A 21,028-nucleotide genomic window follows, 5' to 3' on the forward strand; every position below is an offset into this window, starting at 1 on the left:
ATTCTCCTTACGGGATTAATACTTTCACTACCTTTTGGCAGTGTTCGCGTCCCATGCGGGCCTTGAAATCTACCAGCCCGAAGTACACTCCGCGTGCCACTTTCTTTCCGTGTTGGTTCGTTCTGTCCCAGCGGCAACGTAATGCGGCGTTGCGTACGTTGGGATAATCGTCCAACTGTTGCGGAGTCATCACACTGGATCCTTCCGGCGTGTTATCCGGGTTGAACGCTAAACTATTGCCCATCGTTACCATATAATTGTTCGCGTCCACACACTCGTAGTTCCCTTCGCGCACCAAATCGCCTGCCAAGTTGAAGAACTTGATAGATACTTCTCCGGGCACCGGCATCTTGGTAATTTCAAGCGTACCTTTGCTGGCATCGGTTAACGGGTTCGGATAGAAGAACACTGTTTTCTCCCAATCCGCGCAAACGAACCGTCCGTCACCGATAGCAATGGTGGCTTTGTGTAAGTTTTGATACTCATACGTATCGGCTACGCGTTGAATCTTCCAATCCGTCGGGGTTGCGCTGGAATCGTCTCCAGCTAACATCTCGCCCGTTACAGAATCTATATCGGCCGAGTTCAAGGCCGTTACGAAGCGGAACGGATAGGTCCCGTCGGGTACTTCTTGACCGGCGTAGTCTGTACCATCCCAGATTTCTTCTATCAAGGTCGTTGCCGGGCGGATACCCACGATCGATTTAACTAATACTTCGCGGATATCTTTTACTTCCGTCCCCGTGGTCGGGTTACGTAAGGTACCCTTTTCATAATCGTAAATGGTCGTTCCCGGTTTGAAGATTTGCAACGCCACTTTCATCGGCACGGATATCTGATATCCTATGCGCATGGTAGTACCGCGTTGCGAAATGGAATAACCATCTGCCTCTAACAAGTCAAACACTTTTAACAAGTCCGCATTGAGCGTGATTTGTTTGACTGTCGGTTCATACAAATCCGGATTCGGATAGTTGCGCGCGGTTAAACGTACTTCATAAATACCCGGTTTGACATAGAAACCGTTATTATCGGTACCGTCCCAATACGCTTTGCGCACAATGTTCGGGTCAAAGTGTCCCGTATTGGCAATGGTCATCGTGGACAAGAACTTACAGACATCTCCCGGCGCGTTGTTCTTCAAGTCCTGATGGATAGCCGGGTCCGGGTTACAGACACCCGCCTGTAAGGCCACGATAGCAATTTCTACCGTCGCCGCACGGCTGACCGAGAAGTTGATTTCGTACGGCGGTACAAACACCGGGCCGGACGATACGTTAAAGAGTTGCGGCGCATTCGGATATACTACCGTTGAGCCGTCCAAGAAGTACACCGCTCCGCGCGTTACGTTCACTTTGCCCACATTCTTATCGGTGGCATACAGATACGATTGGGTGATCGTTTCAGAACTGTTCTTAAACGGAGCGCCCGGTAAATATTTCTGCACCGGGGTCGTACCCGGGATGGGTTCTGTACCATCGGAATAATATCTGTCAAACGGTTCGTTGGAGCGAGCCGACACGAAGAACGGATATTGTCCGTCCGGCACCATCTCATACGAGCATTGGCGCAAGTCGGTAGCACCCGCACAAGCCGCACTGACCGGGTTGCGGAAATATAACGCATCCCATTCTTCCGTGATTTGCAAACCGTCGCCAGGTTTTAACGAACTGCGTTCAAACGTTTTGATCGGTTGTAAGCGCACATCTACTACCCCAGAGGCCGCTATGTTAGCATTGGCCGGGTAGTTCGTGAAGAAGGCATCTTTTACATAGATACATTTCGGTTGTTTGCGCGGCGCCACAGCACCTACTGTCGCCGTACCCGCTGTTACTTCCGGATCCGTTGCTACATAAAATACCGTATTGGCCCCACCATCTGTGTTTTGGTCGCAGATTCGCGGCGGCCACACGGCGGTTGTCGTCGGCACTGTAATATATTCGCGTAAAATGTTGACACGATACGCACAACTCGACGGGTTGGTTACCGTGCAGACCGTAGACGTACCGTCATATAACGGGTTCGGACTGACCGTAATCGTATCGCGGTAAGTCGGCGGGTTCGCTGTATCCAATACCACATCGGCTGTTGCCGTTCCGTTAAAGGTGGAAGCGTCACTTAACGTAGCCGTTACCGCTACACCCGTGTTGGCCGCATACGTTACCCCCGTAGCCGTACCGGTTACGTTGGTATATTCGCCCGCGCCACTCGTGTAATCCGGGATGACGACATCCTTATTATATATATTGAGTTGTACGCTCATCGCTTTGGACAATGAGTACGATAACGTGGCTCTTGCTTCGCTATCGCCGTACACATCCGTGGTTGACAAATCTACTACGCGGTACATGTCCACCGGGAACACCGCACTCGCACGGTTGGTTACCGCCGGGAACATAGCGTCTTTCGTTTCCACAACAAACATATAGGTGCCGGGCGTTACCATGCGGCCCGCATCATCACGTCCGTCCCAAGACAGCGTGTTCATTTGTTGCGCTACTTGCGTTACGCCTTCTTCGGGCGTTAAGTATTTCACATCTACGCCGGCCGTGTTGGTTACTTTGGCGATTGCCGTAGCATCACGCGCAATAGAATATTTGAAAATGAACGGATCTAATCCATACGCCGTCGGGCTGGAGCCAACCGTTGCGTAACTGACCGGTTGTATCGTTACATCTACCACCCCGCGTTCTATGGCTATTTCTCCCGTGTTATATTTTAACGTCTTTACACCCGTAAAGCACTGACGGTTGATTTCGGCATCGTTGGCGGTACCCGTGACATTGGTCGGGTTGGCGCACTCTGCTCCGGCGGTGAAAGCGGGCGTTCCGTTGCCGCCTACCGCATTGACGTATTTACCGTTGTACGGGATTTCCGCCCATAATGCATAGACGTAGTTACCGTCGTTCATCGGGGCACCGTAAGCGAAGGTTTCTTCACATCCTGCCGCATCGGTACAAACCGCACCGGTGGATAATTTTTCACCTTGTGCATAGCGGCGTTGACAACGTAAGTAATACGAGCAACCGCCGGCGGTCGTACAAACTTGTCCGCTTAAATCTGTGCCCGTAAAAGTGCTGTTTGAATTGGCTCCGGGCGGGAAAATTTGGTTATGCGCCACGTGACGTTCTATCAGGCTGTTAATACCGCACGTACCGTCCCAACGGCTGTTAAAGTTCATGCGGCCCACGCGGTCTTCTTCTAATATATTGACTAAATATCCGGTAGGTTTGGAAGGCGTGCCACCATCCATGGTTACTTTCGGAGCCGTTCCGACCGGGGTGGCCGAGTTGGTCAACACACCGGCGGTAGAGCCACTGCCGTCAAACGTCGTGCCGGGCGTGTAAATGTACCAATAGACTTTAGAAGATTCCGTCGGCGTGTAGGCAATAGACGCATACGCCGTGGACTTTTTGGTCAAGCCCGACGATACAATATCCGTTAATTTCAACGGATCTAACGATAATTGACGCGTTACCGCGCGGGAGAAATCTACGCCGCTCCACTCATCGGCCGATTTGGCTTGCAACGCAACAATATAGTTGCCCGCGGGGAGGAATAACCCCTGGTCGTTGCGGCCGTCCCACGAGTCAAACGCTTGGATGTTGACGTCTTTTTCTACGCCTTTCATTCCTTCGCCTAACCGCGGTTGCCAATCTACTAAATTGCGAACGATTAAACCGGATGCCGTCGTCGTAGAACTACCAATAGCCGTATTGGTACCGTCCGTGTAGGCGATATCATCCCCGTTGGATGCATCAAAAATAGCAATGCGCACATCCGCATCTTTACTTAAGCGGTATGCATATGTATAAGGTTGTGCATCTACCTTAGTAATGTTACCTACTACGCTGGGCGTGCTGCGTACGGTATGTAAATTGGTTACATCTACCTGTATCGGTATTTGGTTCATACCGGGGTAAGCAATCGTGGAGTCAAAAGTAATTTTATCTACGATAACGTTATCGCCGGGCACGTCCGTTTTGACGGTCGCACGGAAAGCAAAATTACCATTGGTTTTACCGAATTCCCCGTTGATTTCGTACGAGCCGTCCCATGCGGCGCAGAACGGAATGGCGGCATTACCGTTGGACGACGTACCGTCGTTGTTCCAAACAGCATAGTCACAACTGTACCCACCCGAAGTAGTCGCCCCTGCAGGTTTAGTTCCCCCTGTACAGGTACAAGAGTGGGCAGAATTATCTGCAAAACTTTTACAATCTGAACGAGTACAAGTGTATACTCCGCTACTCTCAGAGCAAGTACCCATACCATCCGTCTCTACATAATACAATGCTCCGCCGCAAGTGTTACCGCTTTCCACACCGCCCGGGCATTTATATGAACCGCACTTGGCCGATTCTTGGTTCGGGTATAAGTCAATGGTGCGAATGGCCGGGGTTTCTTCGGGATTTTCCACATTTTTATTGTTGTAATATTTTACAACGTCAAATTTAATATTCTGTAACGGGAACGCAATAGAATAGGTACTGCCGCCAATCGGTTTATTGTTGCAATACACATTCATACAAAGCGCCAAACAATGGTTCGGATACTCATTTGTTCCGGGCGTTTCCGACGTCGGGAAGGGTTGGTCGTACTCAATCAACGCGGAACTGACCCACGGGTCATTCCCATGCGACGCACTGGCAGGTTGCGGTTCAAAAATAAAACTACGGTTAGACACACTTCCGTCCGCAACCGATATCGTGTACGCATTGGGCCCAAACGAGTTCACCTTAAAGCAATATTTTTTTTGCGTGGTGTAAACAGTGTTGTCAAATTCAAGATAGTAATATGTGTCCGATCGATAGGCGCCACCCGATGTACGCGGTGCCGCGGAAATAGTCGTACTACACGAGACTTTTGAAAGAGTCAACTCACCGTCATTAACCGATTCCGCTACAGAAGTAACGACTGTTTCACTTGTCATCGTCGGGGCCCATGTACTGCCGCTTGTTCCGGCTTTTACTACCGTGTAATACGTGTAATTTCCCACCGGACCACGTCTAAAACAATTACCTACGCTGTAACTATGATTTGCCACCCAATCTACGCCACAAAACCATCTTGTCGCTAGATTTTCAGTTGTCGTAATATAGTGGGCGGTTCCATCGTGATAAACGTTAAGAGTCTGACTGTAACTTAAACGCGTCAGCAAATCTTCATTCGTTTCCGAACCCGCATTGCGCGTACCCGTGCTACCGGTAGTATAATCGCAATACATGGCCTTTTCGCTACCCGGATTATTTTGGTAGAACACACCGGCGTAACGGACTTCGGCCGATTGGGCAAACGACGGTATTTCCGCCGCCACCAAAACAAACAGCAAGGCCGCCAACAAGGCCGCTTTGCCGACGATAATACGAATTAAATTTCTGTTATTTTTCATGTGTATATTTCCCTTTTAATTGGGTATCCTTTTTCAAATTTTATCACAGCGTTTGCGACGTAAAAATAATAGTACGCGCAAGGCGGCGCGTTTAGATTTCTCAAAAACACGCCGACATAGTACTATTACATTTTTACAACTTTTGAAAGGCTTGTCAAGTTTTTTTTGACGGAAAATTTGACGAAAAAAAGAAAAGCGAAAACCATATAACCGAAATATATATATATATAATTAAAAAAATCTCACCCAAGAGAGTGAGATTTTTTCTTATAAACAGATCTTCTTATTTATCGGTTTTTTCGTCGGTAGGTTCGTTTTGTTGCACTTGGTCGGCAACTTCGCGGTACACCGCAAAACTGCCCCGCCCGTGTTGCTTAACCACGTACAACGCTTGGTCGGCCTTTTCCAACAAATCTTGCGTGGTGGTAGCATCGGACGGATAAGAAGATATCCCTTGGCTGATACTTAAATGTTCCGGTTCAATAGCATCCCGGTCCGGCAAGGTAATATCGCAAATGCGCGATTGCAAACGGCGAGCGATTACTTTGGCTTCTTCACTATTGGTACGCGGGAGCATAATGATCATTTCGTCCCCACCGAAACGGCAAGGCACATCCGTCTGCCGTAAAGATGAGCGAATAATTTTACTGACCGCTTTTAATGCCCAGTCGCCGATTTGGTGCCCGTGTTTATCGTTAATTTGTTTGAACCAGTCAATATCCATGATAATCAGCGAGAGCGACAACCCAAACCGTTTGGCCCGGTAAATTTCTTCGGCAAATTTTTCGTTAAAATAACGGCGTACCGGCAGTTTAGTCAGTTCATCATAATTGGAAAGTTCCTGCACGCGCTCAAACAGACGGGCATTATCAATAGTTAACGCCAGTTGCGTAGCAAACTGTTGTAAAGAAATAAAGTCCAAATATCCTATTTTCCGACGGGATAAAATATTATCAAACGTCAAGAAACCCACTTTTGTACGCTGCACTTTAAGCGGCAGATAAATAACACTGCGTATCGCGCGGTACGTGGCGGGCGAATCAAATACTTCTTTTAAAATTTGTTTTTCTTCGTCGCGCAAACTATCGCCCGATTCATGCGTAACATTGCCCGAAATATCTACCCCAAGTACCGATTTAATACGCGAACCTTCGGAATTGGTCAAATATAAGTGTACTCGGTCAAAATGGAAATAGCGTTGTACCCCTTTCAAAATAAGTTCCAAACCGTCGTTTAAGCGTAATGACGAAGCAAAAATGGTGGACAAATCATTGAGTGCCGTAGAGATATTAAGACGTTGGTTTTTGGCTTGGTCAATTTCGGTATTATGTAAATTATGGGAAATCTCTTGCCCCAAATCTTTAATTAAATCAATTTCTTGCGATGTGAAAACGCGTTTTTTGCGGAAGCGCTCTAAACGAAGCACCCCTACTTTTTCGCGCATAATAGAGCGGACTTCGCCCGATTTTAATTCCATCGTCGGGCGTAACCACCGGATGAGCACATACAAGGCCGGGTAACTTAAATCCGTCGTTTCCGCTACCCCTTCTTGTAACAACTGACGTAAAAAGGAAGGCTCGTTGGCTACGGAAATATCTTCCTGCATATCCATGCAGTACTCTTTTTTGCACATCATCTTAAGTGATAAAATGGCCCGTTCCTGTTGCCAATCAAAAAAATACACCCGGTCTAATTTGAATAAATCACGCAAGGCAGGCAAGGCACATTCCAACAGTTCGCGTTTGTCTTGGAACGATTGGTTTAACTCTTTATGAAATTTATAAAGTGTATATGATTTCTTATCAAACATACCTTACCCCTTATAAATGGAAAGCAGAAATTCTATTTCTTTAGCGGTTAAATCTAACTCACGGTCTAACAAGGCCGGCGTAAAACGGTTTTCCACAATTTGCGTGGCGCACATGGCAAGCACCCGTTTGAGAATTTCCATTACCGTTCCCATAATGACCATATTGGGTAAAATGTGAGCGGTAGGTAAAATTTCTTTGTAAATCTGCAACCGGGGTGTGGAAGAAATTAACGGCTCAAACGCTTCTTCAAACGCCGGGAAAACTTCAATCATTTTAGCGTAGCGCAGTTGGATATCGGGCCGCGCGCAGAATTTAATAAATTTAAGGGAATCTTTTTTATGTTGGGAGAACGTACTGATAAACCAGTTCATCCCCGATAAATACGAGGCCGTTTTCTCCCCCGCCGCCGGAACAGGAAGCGTCTGCACCCGCACGCCGCGGCGCGCACTAAACGAACCGATACCTTGTTTGCGTGAAATCATCATACTGGCTTTGCCGGAAACAATCGTCCCTAACGAGCCGCGCTCGCGCAGAATGGGCATATACTCTTTTAATGCTAGCGTAATATAATCGCGCAGGGCATCCTTAAATTCTTTGGAACCCACCAGCGTAGCCGCATAATCTTCGGTAAAAAAGTTGAGGCCCCGGCTCCACACACAAGGCAAAGCACTACGCATAGAAAGCGAACCGCGCCAATCGCTATTTTGCATAGGATAATAACCGGGCACATCGCCGAAAGTTTCACGTAAGGCGGCACAAATAGATAATAAACCGCTCCATGTTTTTAAGTCTTCTTCCGGATGGGCGGAAACCAATTTCAAATGGTCCGCGCGGTAGTGAAGAGCACTTAAATCAAACCACCACGGATACGAATAAATATCTTTCGTACCGGGTTGATAACAATTTTCTTTAAGCGGTAATAAACAATCGGTCAGCGACAATCCCGGGTCTAACTGCGAGAGATTTTCCATAACCCCCGCACGTAATAACAAGGCTGTCCAATAATGGGGAATTTGTATCAAATCGGGTTTTTCTTCATGGGAAGGATCTTTGAGCGTAAATACACGCCGCCATAAAACGTTGCGCGTAAATACACGAACGGTCACATCAACCGATGGGTTCTCTTTCTTAAATAAAGAAACCAACGTCGCATAATCTTCCATCGTTCTCGCGCCCGAATCAGGCATTACCCATAACAACATACTGTACTCCTTACTTCCCCCAACTACGAACTTTCATGTTTGGATCAATGTTAATATTGTCCTTAAGCGGTTTTCCACTCGCTTGAGCGTATTGTATCTTTTTATACGCGGCTAATGCAATCATCGCGGCATTGTCTGAGGATAACTTACGCTCTACAAACCGTACGTTTATCCCTTTGGCTCCGGCGCGCGCTTGCATGGTTTCACGCAAGAGCGTATTGGCAGCCACCCCCCCGCCTACTGCAATAGATTTTACCTTATATTTCGTAACCGCTAACAAGGTTTTTGTAACCAGTGTATCTACAACGGCTTGTTCAAAACTGGCGCATACATCGGGAATATTAGGAGTTTGGTGATCGCGCAAGTAATAACTGACGGCCGTTTTCAAACCACTAAAGGAAAATTCCCAAGTACCGGGTAATAATGGGCGCGGAAACGCAATGGCATCGCGCCGCCCGGACAGGGCTTGTTTAGATACTTGCGGCCCACCGGGATACGCAAGCCCTAATAATTTGGCGACTTTATCAAAGGCTTCGCCCGCCGCATCATCACGTGTGCGACCCAATACCTTATAATTACCATAGCCTTTTACATACCACAATTCGGTATGCCCACCGGAAACAACTAACGCAATGAGCGGAAATTGTAACCGTTCTTGAGCGGTAGTTCCTTCAAAATCACACGCAAACAAATGGCCTTCCAAATGGTTCACACCGATAAGCGGCACTTGCTTAAATTCAGCCAACGTTTGTGCCGCCACACGTCCCACCATCAGCCCGCCGGGCAACCCGGGGCCGCTGGCAAACGCCACATAATCTAACGGGTGGTTGCCAAGAGCCTCGTTAATAACCGTAGCAATCTTGGCGGCATGGGCGCGGCTGGCCAGTTCCGGCACAACGCCATGGTATTTTTTATGTTCTTCTATTTGAGAGTAAATCACGTTACTGACAAGTTCCCGCCCGCCTATAAGCAGCGCGGCGGAAGTCTCATCACACGTAGATTCAATCCCTAAAATAGCCAACTCTTTTTTCATAGTTATTTATCGGTCTTATCAGATTTAGTATCGGTATCTTTACCCGATTTTTTGGCTTTTTCCGCCTTGCGCTTGGCTACTTCTTCTTGGGTTTTAGCCTTAGCCTCTTCTAATTTTTCTTTCCCCGTCAAAATAGCCACGGCTTTGTCTAATACCGGGTCTTTTGCCTTAAATTCCAAAACCGGGTCTTTTTGCCCGGGAGTATAGACAACTTCCCGATAAGGATCAAAAACTTTAATTTCGTCATCGGCTTTAACAATCACTTCCACATCCGGGAAAATGCCGCCTTCCTCCGATTTTTCTTTATCGCGGTAGTCGCGTTGGATCAGCCGACCAAGCGGTGTATAATACCGGGCAATCGTCAAGCGTAGCCCAGCCCCACCGGGAAGCGGCATTACTTGTTGTACGCTAGCCTTACCGAAAGTGCGTTGTCCCACCACAAAGGCACGCTCATGGTCTTGCAAGGCGCCGGACACAATTTCACTGGCACTGGCCGATCCTTGGTTGACCAAGACCGCCATGGGAATATTTATATATTCACCATCAGACGAAGTTTTAAATTCCTGGTAATATTCTTTTTTGCGCCCTTGCGTGTAAACAATCATTTTATCAGTGGCCAAAAAGAGTTTGGAAATATCAACGGCGCCGGAAAGAAGCCCTCCGGGGTTAAAGCGTAAATCTAAAATCAGGGAAGTCATCCCTTGTTTTTGCAAGGCGGTTAACGCTTTTTTGACTTCTTCCAAACTATGTCCCGAAAAATCTACCATATATAAGTAACCTACTTTTTGCGGTAACATACGGAAATACACCACTTCCGGAATAATTCGTTCGCGTTTCAACTTAAAATCAATTACCTTATATCCGCCTGTTTTTTCATCTTTACGGCTAATTGTCAATTTGACTTTACTGCCCAACGGTCCGCGCATAAGTTCTACGGCATCATCCAGTGTCATGTTAGAAATATCTTTATCATCTACAAACAAAACACGATCACCGGGCATGATGTTAGCGCGGTAAGCCGGAGTTCCCGGCACAGGCGTGACGATCGTAACAAAATCGTCTTTTTTCTGCAAACGCGCTCCAATTCCGCCAAATTCACCACGTGTATCGTTTTTAAGATTTTTATAATCTTTCGGATCTAAATACTGGGAGAAATCATCTAATTCCCCCACTACGCCGCGAATCGCCCCGGTAATGAGTTTATCGGTATCGGTTTTTTCCACATAATTCTCTTTGACAAATTCAATCACATCCACCAGCATACGGAATTTTTGCAAACTGCGCTCCGCTGTCCCATAGGCATAGGGGAATAAGGTTCCTATAAAAAATACAGATGCGGCTAAAATAGCATAACGATTTAATTTTTTATCCTTCATAATTTTACTCCTGTAGCCAACGTTGCGGATCTACCGCCGCTGTACCTTGGCGAATTTCAAAATACACAGCACTTTGGCCCGTGCCGGAGGAGGATTGCGTATCCCGCCCGGCCGTACCGATTACACCTTGCACACCTAATTTATCACCTACCGCCACTTGAATTTCCCGCAGGAAACCATAAATGGTGAAAAATCCTTTGGTGTGGTCTAAAATCACTACATTTCCATACGATCTAAAGGGGCCTGCATAAATAACACTTCCGGCCGCTACCGCACGCACCGGCTCACCGGAACGGGCGGCGATTTTAATACCATCGCGGAAAATCCATGTATTAAGATCGGCCCGATATTCTTTACCGAACTTACTAATGACTTGGCCCTTCACCGGCCAAGGCAAACTGTGCACAGGCACGCTAATTTGCGGCCCGGTGTTATTTTGTTTAGCCGACGACGTATTATTCTTTTTGGCGGCGGCTTTACGTTTTTTCTCAAACGAAGCAAGCAAATCATTTAAGGCGGCTGCCGATTTATTGAGTTCGTTAATCTCTTTACGCACCGCAGCAACTTTGCGTTTGGTACTGTCCAAATCTTGTTTTTTCTTATTAAACGATTTGGAAATAACTTGCCGTTCTTCTTCAATACGTGAACTTTGCGCCAATAATTTTTTGTTGCGTTCTTCAAACGTATGGATACGTGCTTTAGCCTCTTGTTTGGCGTGCTCCAACGTAACTGTAAAAGCGGCCTTGTGCGTCAGCATACGGTCTAAAAAAATATCTTGCTCTAAACTGTATCCGCCGGGACAAAACGAACAATCCGGCGTAAAATAATAATTTTCCAACTCTCCGGAAAATACGCCTTCCCACAACGGGATACTACGCTCTAAAGCGGCCCGTTTATCTTCTACGGAAAGTAAATTTTGCTCCAACGCGGAAATATCCGACTCTACTTTATTTTTAAGTTGTTGCGTACGAACTTTTTGGTTTTCCAACGCGGTCATTTCTTTGGAAATGCGTTGTTCCTGTTCGCGGTATTTTTTGAGTTCGTTTTCCTTTTGCGCGGTTTCTTTTTTAATACGTTCTATTTCGCGTTTATGGTCGGCGGCCTCATCTGCATAAACAGACGAGCCGCTCATCACTAACGCGAACAGTACGATTAAAATTTTTGCCATTTAGATAACGTCCATCCAAAAATTGCACAAAACACCGTCAACAAAATTTGTTGTGCCGGCGTAGTAAGCGTCCACAACGAATCATTCAAAAATCCGGTGGGATAAATAAGCAGTATAAAACATCCCCAGGCTATCAAAGCGGCTAATATCCCCGAAATCATCCCCCCCATAAAATGCGTGCGGGTTTGTTTGCTGGGATATGCCTCTACAAAGAACATAAATACTAAAAATACTAATAACGTCAGCCCCATGGATAAGCGCAATAATTTAAGGCAAAGCCCCGTCGTAAATAACAACTGGGCATGCTCATTATTATAGTGGGCCGTCAATCCCTTATACTCCGCCGTCAGATTGGCAATCAACGGTTCCACATTACGCACGGCCGTCGGCACCAACCGCAGTTCAAAATAAGCCGGCATTTTATTACGGCCCATTAACAATAACGATTGGGCCAGTTGCGGGTTTTGTTGCTGGACGACTTTAAGTGCATCTTGCGAGGAGAACAATTTAACAGAGGCAATATCTGCCTTTTGGTTAAGCGTCTCTCCCATTTGGGCCAAAGTAGCATTATCTGCCGGCATATCTACCGTCAAAATAACTTTGAAAGCACGGTTCATATCGCTATAATACTGTTCCAAACGGGTTTGCACCATCAGCAACGTTTGCCACAATAAGGCAACGGCAAATACTAATAAAAATAAGCGCCGGTGCAAACGTAATTTTGATTTTTCCGCCGGAGCAGTTTTAGGCTGATTATCCTCAAATAAATCGCGTGCCATACTTTCTCCCGTTACGTTATGCTAAAGTTTTGCGGTACAATTCCAAATAGGCGCGTGCCGATTTGTCCCACGATAAATCTTGCCGCATGGCATTACGCACCAAATGCAACCAGACTTTTTTATCCGCAAAAATCTTCAAGACATTATCCAAGGTTTGGGCCAGTCCTTTTTCGGTAAACGGATGAATAAAAAATCCGGTAGCCGTATCTTCATTCCGCCCGTTATAGCCACGCACCGTATCTACCAGTCCGCCCACATGAGAAACCACCGGTACCGTACCGTATTTCATTGCAATTAACTGCGATAAACCGCACGGCTCAAAGCGAGAAGGCATCAAAAATATATCCGCTCCCGCGTAAATACGGTGAGCCAATTCTTCATTTAAGGCACCATAGAAACTGACTTGTCCGGCGTGCGTACGCGCCAAACTTTGAAAGGCTTTTGCCAACATCGGATCGCCGGTGCCTAAAATGACAAATTGCGCACGATTGCTATATTTTTCTACTAAATTCGCCACTAAATCAAGCCCTTTTTGGTAATCTAACCGCGAAACAATACCGATAAGCGGCTTACCCGGTTCATCGGCTAATTTACATTGCTGGCGCAAAGCCTGTTTGGCGGCTGCCTTCCCTTGCTCCACTTCAGCAGCGTCATATCCGATAGGCAACACCGGGTCTAACTCCGGATCCCATATTTCGGTATCAATACCGTTGACAATACCGCAGAAACGATCGCTGCGGCTACGTAGCAATCCTTCTAAGCCAAAGCCCATGGAGTTATCTTGTTGGACTTCAAGTGCATAGTTGGGGCTGACGGTATTGATATTATCTGCAAAAACAATACCGCTCTTTAAAAAACTCATACCGCCATAATATTCAAATTTTTCCGGCGTATAATCTACCGGATGGAAACCCGCTTTGCGGAAAGAGGCATAGGAATAATGCCCTTGATAAGCAATATTATGAATCGTCAGCAAACTGCGTGTGCGCGTGTAGAACGCATCTAACTTATAGACGGTTTTTAAGTAGGCGGGAATTAAACCGGTTTGCCAATCGTGGCAATGAATTAAATCGGGCCGGAAACCGATAAATTTACAACCTTCCAACACAGCACGGCTAAACAAAATAAACCGCTCGTCATTATCCGGATATTCCCCGGTAGGCGTACGATACAGTTCGGGGCGGTCAAAATATTTACGATTGCCCACAAAAAATACGAGCACGTTGCCCCAGTTGATGTACGAAAGCGATACTTGTTCAATTTTATCACCTATGGGAATTAAATACACCCCGGGAACGACTTTAAGAGACGATACGCGCACAATATTGCGGTAGTGCGGTAAAAATAAAAGGACTTTATTACCTTTGCGCGAGGCAAATTGTTGGCATAATGCACCGACAACGTCGGCAAGTCCGCCCGTTTTACAAAACGGGAACGCTTCACTGGCGGCTATTACAATATTCATCTTATTTCTTCTCCTCAGGGTTTTCTTCCCCGGTTACCGGGGTGGGTTTGTCCGCCGCGGGGACTTCTGCGGCGGGCTCTGTAGGCAACACAGCGGATTCGTCCGATTCGGGCAAATCACCCGGTTGTTGCGTTAAATTGTCTGCAAAAAAATCACCGCGATTGTAACTGTTGCGTTTGAAGAACGGATCCACTTGTGTACCTAACGCTTGCAAACGTTCCTCGGGATCTAATTCTTCCAACGGGATAATCGCCGGTTCGCCCAACGGTGGCAACGGCTCGCCAAACGGCAAATCTTCTTGCTTTTCATGTAAATTCTTTGCGGCAAATACTTGCAAATCAGGCAGTTCGGACAATTTATTTAAGCCAAACATACGCAAAAATTCGTCAGTCGTTCCATACACCATAGGGCGCCCGATGGTATCCTTTTTTCCTACCACCCGCACGAGCGAGCGTTCCAACAAACGTTCAAGCGGCCCGGCGACATCTACGCCGCGAATGGCTTCCATTTCGGCACGGGTGATGGGCTGTTTATAGGCGATAATCGCCAGTGTTTCCAAAGCGGCGTTAGAGAGTTTAGTTGTCATTTTCTCGTTATACAACTTACGCACCCAACGACCATATTCGGGTTTGGTAGCCATTTGGAAACCACCGCCGATTTCCACAATTTGCACCGCACGGCCTTGCTTGGTATATTCGTCTTGCAACGCGGTAATAATTTCGCGCACTTGTTTAGCATTTGTATTATCAATGACATCGGCCAACCGGCTCGGTTTAACCGGGCGGTCAGTAATAAACAAAAGGGTTTCTATGATTTTTTTCAAATCGTCGGTTTGTACCAGTTCCGCCATAGGTTCTTGCACAGATTCCTGTGCAGGTTCTTGCGATGGGACGGTTTCCATTGGGGAATTATTTTCTTCTTGACTCATACTCTCACGTTAGGCAGTTGCCTCTCCATGCATTAAGGTTTGAAAATCTTTATCTTCGTTTTCGGGGTTCAAGTAAATACGAATTTGCCCCTCTTTTTCATCTTGCCGGGCGAGTAATTTTTTAATCTTAATTAACTCCAACAGCGCCATAAAACACGTAATAATACCGCGCTTTTTCGTTTCGCCCACAAAAATTTCATCCAACAATACCCACTTGCGATGCGCGAGCATATCCACCACTTTTTGCATTTTGACTTCGATGGGGAACTCCTCAATTTTTAACATCTCAATCCGCTTACGTTCTTCCAAGCGGTCAAAAGCCCGTTTGACGGCGGCCAGTAAATCAAACATCTGTACGTTAATTACTTTTTCGCCGTTATCAAAAATAGGCGCGGTGCGATAAAATTTATCTTTATTTTCTTCCAACTTTTGGTTTAAGTACACACTTGCTTCTTTGTATTTTTGATATTCTACCAGTTTAGCAATTAACTCTTTAGCCGGATCGGGCCCTTCGTTTTCCGACGTCGGGGCTTGGCTGGGCAATAATGTTTTGGCCTTAATTTGCATCAGCGTACTGGCCATGACTAAAAAATCGCCCGCCACTTCCAAATTCAGTTCCTTCATTACGTTTAAGTAATCTAAATACTGTTTCGTAATTTCGGCAATTGTAATATCACATACGTCTAAATTGTCTTTTTTGATAAGATGCAAGAGCAGGTCCATCGGACCTTCAAAGACGTTAATGTGTACATTAATTGCTTCCGGCGCGTTTATCATTTTGTTATCCGCATTACTTTTTTTACTTTACTCAACGTATCCGCTGCATTGGCACGGGCGCGTTCTTTGCCCGCTTTAACAATTTGCGTAAGTTGCGCGCTATCGTTTTCAATTTCTTTACGTCGCGCCGCAAACGACGTCAACTCCGGCTCCATAAGTGCAAACAATTCTTTTTTACATGCCACACACCCCAAGGCTCCGGCCTTACATTCTTCGCAGCGTTTGGCGGCTTGGGGATTATAAATTTTATGGAATGCATACACCACGCACCCTTCGGGGTTAGCCGGATCGGTGGCTTTTTTCTTATTCGGGTCCGTGAACATGGTCATCACTTTTTTACGCACACTATCCAAATCTTCCCCTAACGAAATAGCATTGTTATACGATTTAGACATCTTGCGTCCGTCGATACCCGGCACACGTGCTACCGCGGTGTATAGGGGTTTCGGTTCGGTAAAAACCTGTTGGCCGTAAATTTGTTCAAAACGGCGCATCAAATCGCGGGCAATTTCCAAATGAGCGGTTTGGTCTTTTCCTACCGGGACAAACGACGCTTGTTGAATAAGAATATCCGTCGCCATGAGCACCGGATACCCTAAAAATCCAAAGCAGGAAATTTCTTCGTCTCCCGCAATAGAAGCGAGTTTTTCACCTAAGGATTTTTCGTCTAATTGTCCGGCATATTTTTGCTTAAAAAGTTCTTGTAATTGTTCTTTGTACGTCGGGTTTCTAAGCAGCCATCCTAACGGGGTAATCATACCAAGTAACGTATTTAATTCGCTGACTTCCGGCACGTCCGACTGGATAAAAATGGTGCATTTTTGGGGATCAAGTCCGGCGGTAAGCCAATCGATAAGCATATCGTGCGAGTTAGCGGCTAAATTTTCCGTTTGTTGGTAAGCCGTCGTCAGCGAGTGCAAATCGGCCACAAAGAAAAAGCAGTTGTAATTATTTTGCAAAGATACCCAGTTCTTAAGTGCCCCGTGGAAATTGCCTAAATGCAATTTGCCCGTCGGGCGCATTCCGGAAAGTACGATTTTTTTATCTGTCATAACAACCCTCTTAAAAATTTATAATGCGAAGAATAACATTTAATACAAACGCGGCAGGCGGCCAAATTAAATATTTTACCGCTCCCGTCAAAATAAGTATAAGCACCAGCCACATACCAAAACGGCTGAAAAAATTATCGTAGGCAATAGCCGCTTTAACGGGGAGCAACGCCGTTACAATGCGGCCGCCGTCAAGCGGGGTAATAGGCATTAAGTTAAACACAGCCAACATCACGTTAATTAAAATACCGTATTGTAACAAAGAAAAAGCATTTTTTACCGTTGAAGCAGAAAGGGATCCTTGTGCAAGCAATACAATTTTTAACACCATAGCAAACACTACGGCCAATACTAAATTGACGGCCGGGCCAGCTATGGCTACTTTACCCATATCACGGCGCGGAGATGGCAAACGCAAGACATTTACCGGAACGGGTTTAGCCCAACCGAATAGCGGCAATCCGGTAAAATAACAAAATAGCGGCACGAGAATAGTACCGTATTTATCAATATGAGCCAGCGGATTAAAGGTTAAGCGCCCGGAAAGATAGGCCGTATCATCCCCAAGAGAATAAGCCACATAGCCATGGGCAACTTCGTGTACAATAATAGAAAAAAACAAAACTGGTATAAAAAGTATAAATTCCATACAGTATATATTTTACTATTTTATACGCGATTATGCACTATACACCGGAAGAATTTTTTAATATAAAAAGACTATATCGTTTTTCTTAAAAAACCATAAAAAAACAGGAGCAACTTTTGTTGCTCCCGCCAAAAACGATACAAAGGCCCATCTCTTATTCTTCCCCGTCTTCATAACAGGCCGATTCTGTGCCGTCTGAACAGCATGCAGAAACCGGATTTTCAATCCCGCAAAAATCGGCACACAAACTTTGGCCGTTTGGTTCCGGACTTTCACAAGTCACATATTCGCTTAAATAAAACCGTACGAGCGTATAATTATATGTCATTTCTTTATTGTAATTATAACGGATGGCTTCCGCATATCCCTCATCCGGCTCTCCATCGTAAATGGTGACGGCAAAACCATTACTATTGACGCCGGTAACTGGATCTCCTTGGGTATAATAAGTCGCCCCGGTCGCTCCTTGGGGGGCCACATCTAACGTGGCAAAATTCGTTGTAAACTTATTGTTTCCCATCCAATTGCGTTGTTGGGCTTTCGCAATAGCATCTAACAACATAACGGCTTCTGTCATACGAGCGCGTTCTACCGCTTTCATATATTGCGGCATGGCAAGCGCGGCCAAAATACCGATAATAAGCACCACCACTAATAATTCAATCAGCGTGAAACCCGTTTTGTTTGATTTCATTTTTAGTCCTTACATCAAACACATTCTTTTGAAATATATTATTATATTACCAAAAAATCACATTTCAAAAAACCCCTTTTTTAAAAGAGGTTTTTCATATTCATTTTTTAACTAATTTCAATGCATCCGACTTGTTTTTAACGCGCCCTTCCCATTGGGCTTGACGCACACGCGTCAAAGCAGAAGAAATATGCCGGCCGGCCAGTCCAATATCTTTCAGTTCCCGGCCCGTCAGCACGCAAGGCTCTAAAGCCTCCGGAGGCAGGTGGGTGGATACGGCTTGTAAAATTCTCTTTTTAGTCAGAGAAAGCGGCCCGAGCGGACTTTGTTTTTCCTGATTTACTTTCCAAGCGCCTAAAATTTCATGGGTAAAATCCGCCGGCACACGTAAACTGCGGATAAATTCTTCGCCGCTATCTTGCAATTGGCACGCCAAAATACCCAAACGTTCCACCACAGAATCCGTACGCAACAAAGCCGGGCTCCACGTGATACCGGGCCAGGCAAATTTAAGCAAATCGTATTTGTCCATCAGTTGAAAAATATCTTTTACGCGCGGTTCTTCTAAAATTTTCAAAAACTCATGGCTAAACCGATCGCGAGATACCAAAAGCGGATATTCCCCCTTGACGGCCTCACGCAACAACCGCTCGGTTTTGGGAGCCAGTTTCCACCCGAAACGTCCGGCAAAACGTACCGCCCGATATAAACGGGTAGGATCATCTAAAAAACTTTTTTCGTGCAAAATACGCACGAGGCCGCGCTCAATATCTTTTTTGGCACCAAACGGATCATACAATTGCCCAAACGTATTCGGAAGGATAGAAAAACACCAAGCGTTTGTGGTAAAATCACGACGGAATAAATCGTCTTTAATATAAGGGCTGGGCTCCACTTGCGGCAAGGAACCCGGGTAGGGATAGGTTTCTTTGCGGGTACGCACCATATCCAACTTAACGCCGCTATCCAAATCTACGCGGTACGTAAAAAACCGCGAAAATTTATGTTTATTTCCCCCCCATTGTTTGATACAAAATCCGGCCACGGATTCTTGATTACCGCTAAAGGCCAAATCAATATCTTGCGTATCACGTTTTAAGTAAAAATCACGTACGGCCCCGCCCACAACCCAGGCTTTTAAGCCCAACTTGCCGGCATAGGCACCGACTTTATATAAAGGTTCTCTATATTTTTCCGGTATCATCATAACAATAAAGGTATGGTTGCCCCCTCCTGACTCATTCGGTCTTTGAAGTGGAGTAACAGGGAACTTTTCAAGCCGCTCTTAAGCACTTTACTGGCCGCCACGGCATAATCGTTGGCGGTTTGACCGGAGGACGGAGCCGGCACATAATACGGGAAATGATGTTCCCGGGCGTAAGACGGTTTTAAGCGCGCCACATTAAACCCGGCAGCCGCAGCCGAAGCCGCCACCGCTTCCGACTCAAATGAGTTTTTTTCTTCTTGTTCCAACAAGTGCTTGAGTGCATCCAACCCAAACACGCACACCGGGGGATAATCAATGTGAAATTGTTTTGCTAACGTTTGGCGGATAATCTCGTAATCATGTTGCATACGAGCACGAAGTTCTTTTTCTTGAGAACGGTTTTTTTCGGAAAAGATAAAAACAAGCAGTTCGGCCGGAGCATCAAAATAAATAAGGTCTCCGTCGTGGTGGAAAAAAGCGCCGCAGGCCGGGCATTGGACTAAATTTAATTCGCCTCCCAACGCCGCATTTTTCAAATCGGGGTCTTGGTCTGCGCTGATGAGCGACCAATATTCCACATCAAATTCTTCACAACCGTTCGGGCAGCATACCGCCGCTTCGTTTTTAATAGATTTCATAGGTATATTATATCCCAAACAAGGTGCTTTTCTACCAAACGCAAGCCCTTATTTTATATTAGATTTTGAAATTTCACGTCTTATACTTATATTGTAGCCGATTTCGCCTTGGCTTTGCAAAAAGGTTATCCTATCGGGGAACACTCATTGGATAACAATATTTTAGGCCGAAAAAAACGCCCCGTACAAGATTCGAACTCGTATCTTTGGTTCCGAAGACCAACGCTCTATCCAGTTGAACTAACGGGGCATTATAGGTATTGTAGCAAATTATACCGCTTATCACCGAAATAGGCGATAAGCGGTATTGAACAAAATAACACTTTCTACCGGGAAATTAAATACATATCATAACTGGAGTTGCTCGGATCCACCATTACTTCCGTATCCCCATACATCTTTTTACAAACCTGTTGGGTTTTAGCCGTTCCCGTTAACGAACAATACATTTTCCCTTTATTAAGTTGATAAATCAAATACACGTAATTGGGCAGAAATTTCGCTCTTGTTTCTAAATGGGGAGCCGTTCCGTTGGTGTCCAATATAATAGCCGTCCAATTGGGGCTGAAAACGCTCGCGCCAACCCCCATGTCTAACGCATCCATATCCGTCGTATATTCACCGTTAGCCAAGTAATAGGCTTCTTCCGCTTTTCCCATGGATTCCAATACGGCCATAGCCTGCGTCATTTTGGCTTTATTAACGGCTTGTTTATATTGTGGAAGTGCTACCGACGCCAAAATGCCGATAATTAAAACCACCACCAATAATTCTATCAGCGTAAAACCGCCTAAACGACCGGATATTTTATGTGTCATAAAAAGGCTCCTTGTGTTTAACATAATCCACAGCGATAA

The 21,028-nt window shown here is 45.8% G+C and carries 16 protein-coding genes and 1 tRNA gene; all 17 read right to left on the reverse strand.

Annotated elements, in window-relative coordinates; translation table 11 throughout:
- Window positions 1–7: 7 nt before the first annotated feature.
- Window positions 8–5,392 carry a hypothetical protein gene (locus tag ACQY3H_RS00955; protein ID WP_428073922.1) on the reverse strand — a complete coding sequence of 1,795 codons (5,385 nt, stop codon included), beginning with the start codon at window positions 5,390–5,392 and terminating at the stop codon, window positions 8–10.
- Window positions 5,393–5,675: 283 nt separating this feature from the next.
- Window positions 5,676–7,202, reverse strand: a complete 1,527-nt coding sequence (locus ACQY3H_RS00960) for a GGDEF domain-containing protein (RefSeq protein WP_428073924.1) — start codon at window positions 7,200–7,202, stop codon at window positions 5,676–5,678.
- Window positions 7,203–7,205: 3 nt separating this feature from the next.
- Entirely contained in the window at window positions 7,206–8,405 is a 1,200-nt protein-coding gene (locus ACQY3H_RS00965) for an extracellular solute-binding protein (protein ID WP_428073926.1), read from the reverse strand.
- Between the two features lie 10 nt (window positions 8,406–8,415).
- The gene (gene tsaD / locus ACQY3H_RS00970) at window positions 8,416–9,438 is read right to left on the reverse strand and encodes a tRNA (adenosine(37)-N6)-threonylcarbamoyltransferase complex transferase subunit TsaD (RefSeq protein ID WP_428073928.1); all 1,023 of its coding nucleotides are present in this window, start codon (window positions 9,436–9,438) and stop codon (window positions 8,416–8,418) included.
- A gap of 2 nt (window positions 9,439–9,440) precedes the next feature.
- The gene (locus ACQY3H_RS00975) at window positions 9,441–10,814 is read right to left on the reverse strand and encodes a S41 family peptidase (protein ID WP_428073930.1); all 1,374 of its coding nucleotides are present in this window, start codon (window positions 10,812–10,814) and stop codon (window positions 9,441–9,443) included.
- A gap of 4 nt (window positions 10,815–10,818) precedes the next feature.
- The gene (locus ACQY3H_RS00980) at window positions 10,819–11,982 is read right to left on the reverse strand and encodes a murein hydrolase activator EnvC family protein (protein ID WP_428073932.1); all 1,164 of its coding nucleotides are present in this window, start codon (window positions 11,980–11,982) and stop codon (window positions 10,819–10,821) included.
- Entirely contained in the window at window positions 11,967–12,761 is a 795-nt protein-coding gene (locus ACQY3H_RS00985) for a hypothetical protein (RefSeq protein ID WP_428073934.1), read from the reverse strand. Before ACQY3H_RS00985 ends, ACQY3H_RS00980 begins: the two co-directional genes overlap by 16 nt.
- Before the next feature lie 16 nt (window positions 12,762–12,777).
- Window positions 12,778–14,226 (reverse strand): glycogen synthase, encoded by a 1,449-nt coding sequence (locus ACQY3H_RS00990; protein WP_428073936.1) that lies wholly within the window; start codon window positions 14,224–14,226, stop codon window positions 12,778–12,780.
- Between the two features lies 1 nt (window position 14,227).
- Window positions 14,228–15,154 (reverse strand): SMC-Scp complex subunit ScpB, encoded by a 927-nt coding sequence (scpB, locus tag ACQY3H_RS00995; RefSeq protein ID WP_428073938.1) that lies wholly within the window; start codon window positions 15,152–15,154, stop codon window positions 14,228–14,230.
- A 9-nt stretch (window positions 15,155–15,163) separates the two neighbouring features.
- Window positions 15,164–15,931, reverse strand: a complete 768-nt coding sequence (locus tag ACQY3H_RS01000; protein ID WP_428073940.1) for a segregation and condensation protein A — start codon at window positions 15,929–15,931, stop codon at window positions 15,164–15,166.
- On the reverse strand, window positions 15,928–16,983 hold the full coding sequence (gene trpS, locus ACQY3H_RS01005; RefSeq protein WP_428073942.1) for a tryptophan--tRNA ligase: 1,056 nt from the start codon (window positions 16,981–16,983) through the stop codon (window positions 15,928–15,930). The genes ACQY3H_RS01000 and trpS overlap by 4 nt, the downstream gene beginning before the upstream one ends.
- A gap of 10 nt (window positions 16,984–16,993) precedes the next feature.
- Window positions 16,994–17,632 (reverse strand): site-2 protease family protein, encoded by a 639-nt coding sequence (locus ACQY3H_RS01010; protein ID WP_428073944.1) that lies wholly within the window; start codon window positions 17,630–17,632, stop codon window positions 16,994–16,996.
- A gap of 154 nt (window positions 17,633–17,786) precedes the next feature.
- Entirely contained in the window at window positions 17,787–18,326 is a 540-nt protein-coding gene (locus ACQY3H_RS01015) for a type IV pilin protein (protein WP_428073946.1), read from the reverse strand.
- A gap of 100 nt (window positions 18,327–18,426) precedes the next feature.
- A complete protein-coding gene (locus tag ACQY3H_RS01020) occupies window positions 18,427–19,533 on the reverse strand; it encodes a hypothetical protein (protein WP_428073948.1) in 1,107 nt (368 codons plus the stop codon).
- Window positions 19,530–20,171 carry a CpXC domain-containing protein gene (locus tag ACQY3H_RS01025; RefSeq protein ID WP_428073950.1) on the reverse strand — a complete coding sequence of 214 codons (642 nt, stop codon included), beginning with the start codon at window positions 20,169–20,171 and terminating at the stop codon, window positions 19,530–19,532. Before ACQY3H_RS01025 ends, ACQY3H_RS01020 begins: the two co-directional genes overlap by 4 nt.
- A gap of 177 nt (window positions 20,172–20,348) precedes the next feature.
- A tRNA-Arg gene (locus ACQY3H_RS01030) sits at window positions 20,349–20,421 on the reverse strand.
- Between the two features lie 76 nt (window positions 20,422–20,497).
- On the reverse strand, window positions 20,498–20,989 hold the full coding sequence (locus ACQY3H_RS01035) for a type IV pilin protein (protein ID WP_428073952.1): 492 nt from the start codon (window positions 20,987–20,989) through the stop codon (window positions 20,498–20,500).
- Window positions 20,990–21,028: the final 39 nt, after the last annotated feature.

This window comes from Candidatus Avelusimicrobium luingense (assembly GCF_902757105.1).
GTDB lineage: Bacteria > Elusimicrobiota > Elusimicrobia > Elusimicrobiales > Elusimicrobiaceae > Avelusimicrobium > Avelusimicrobium luingense.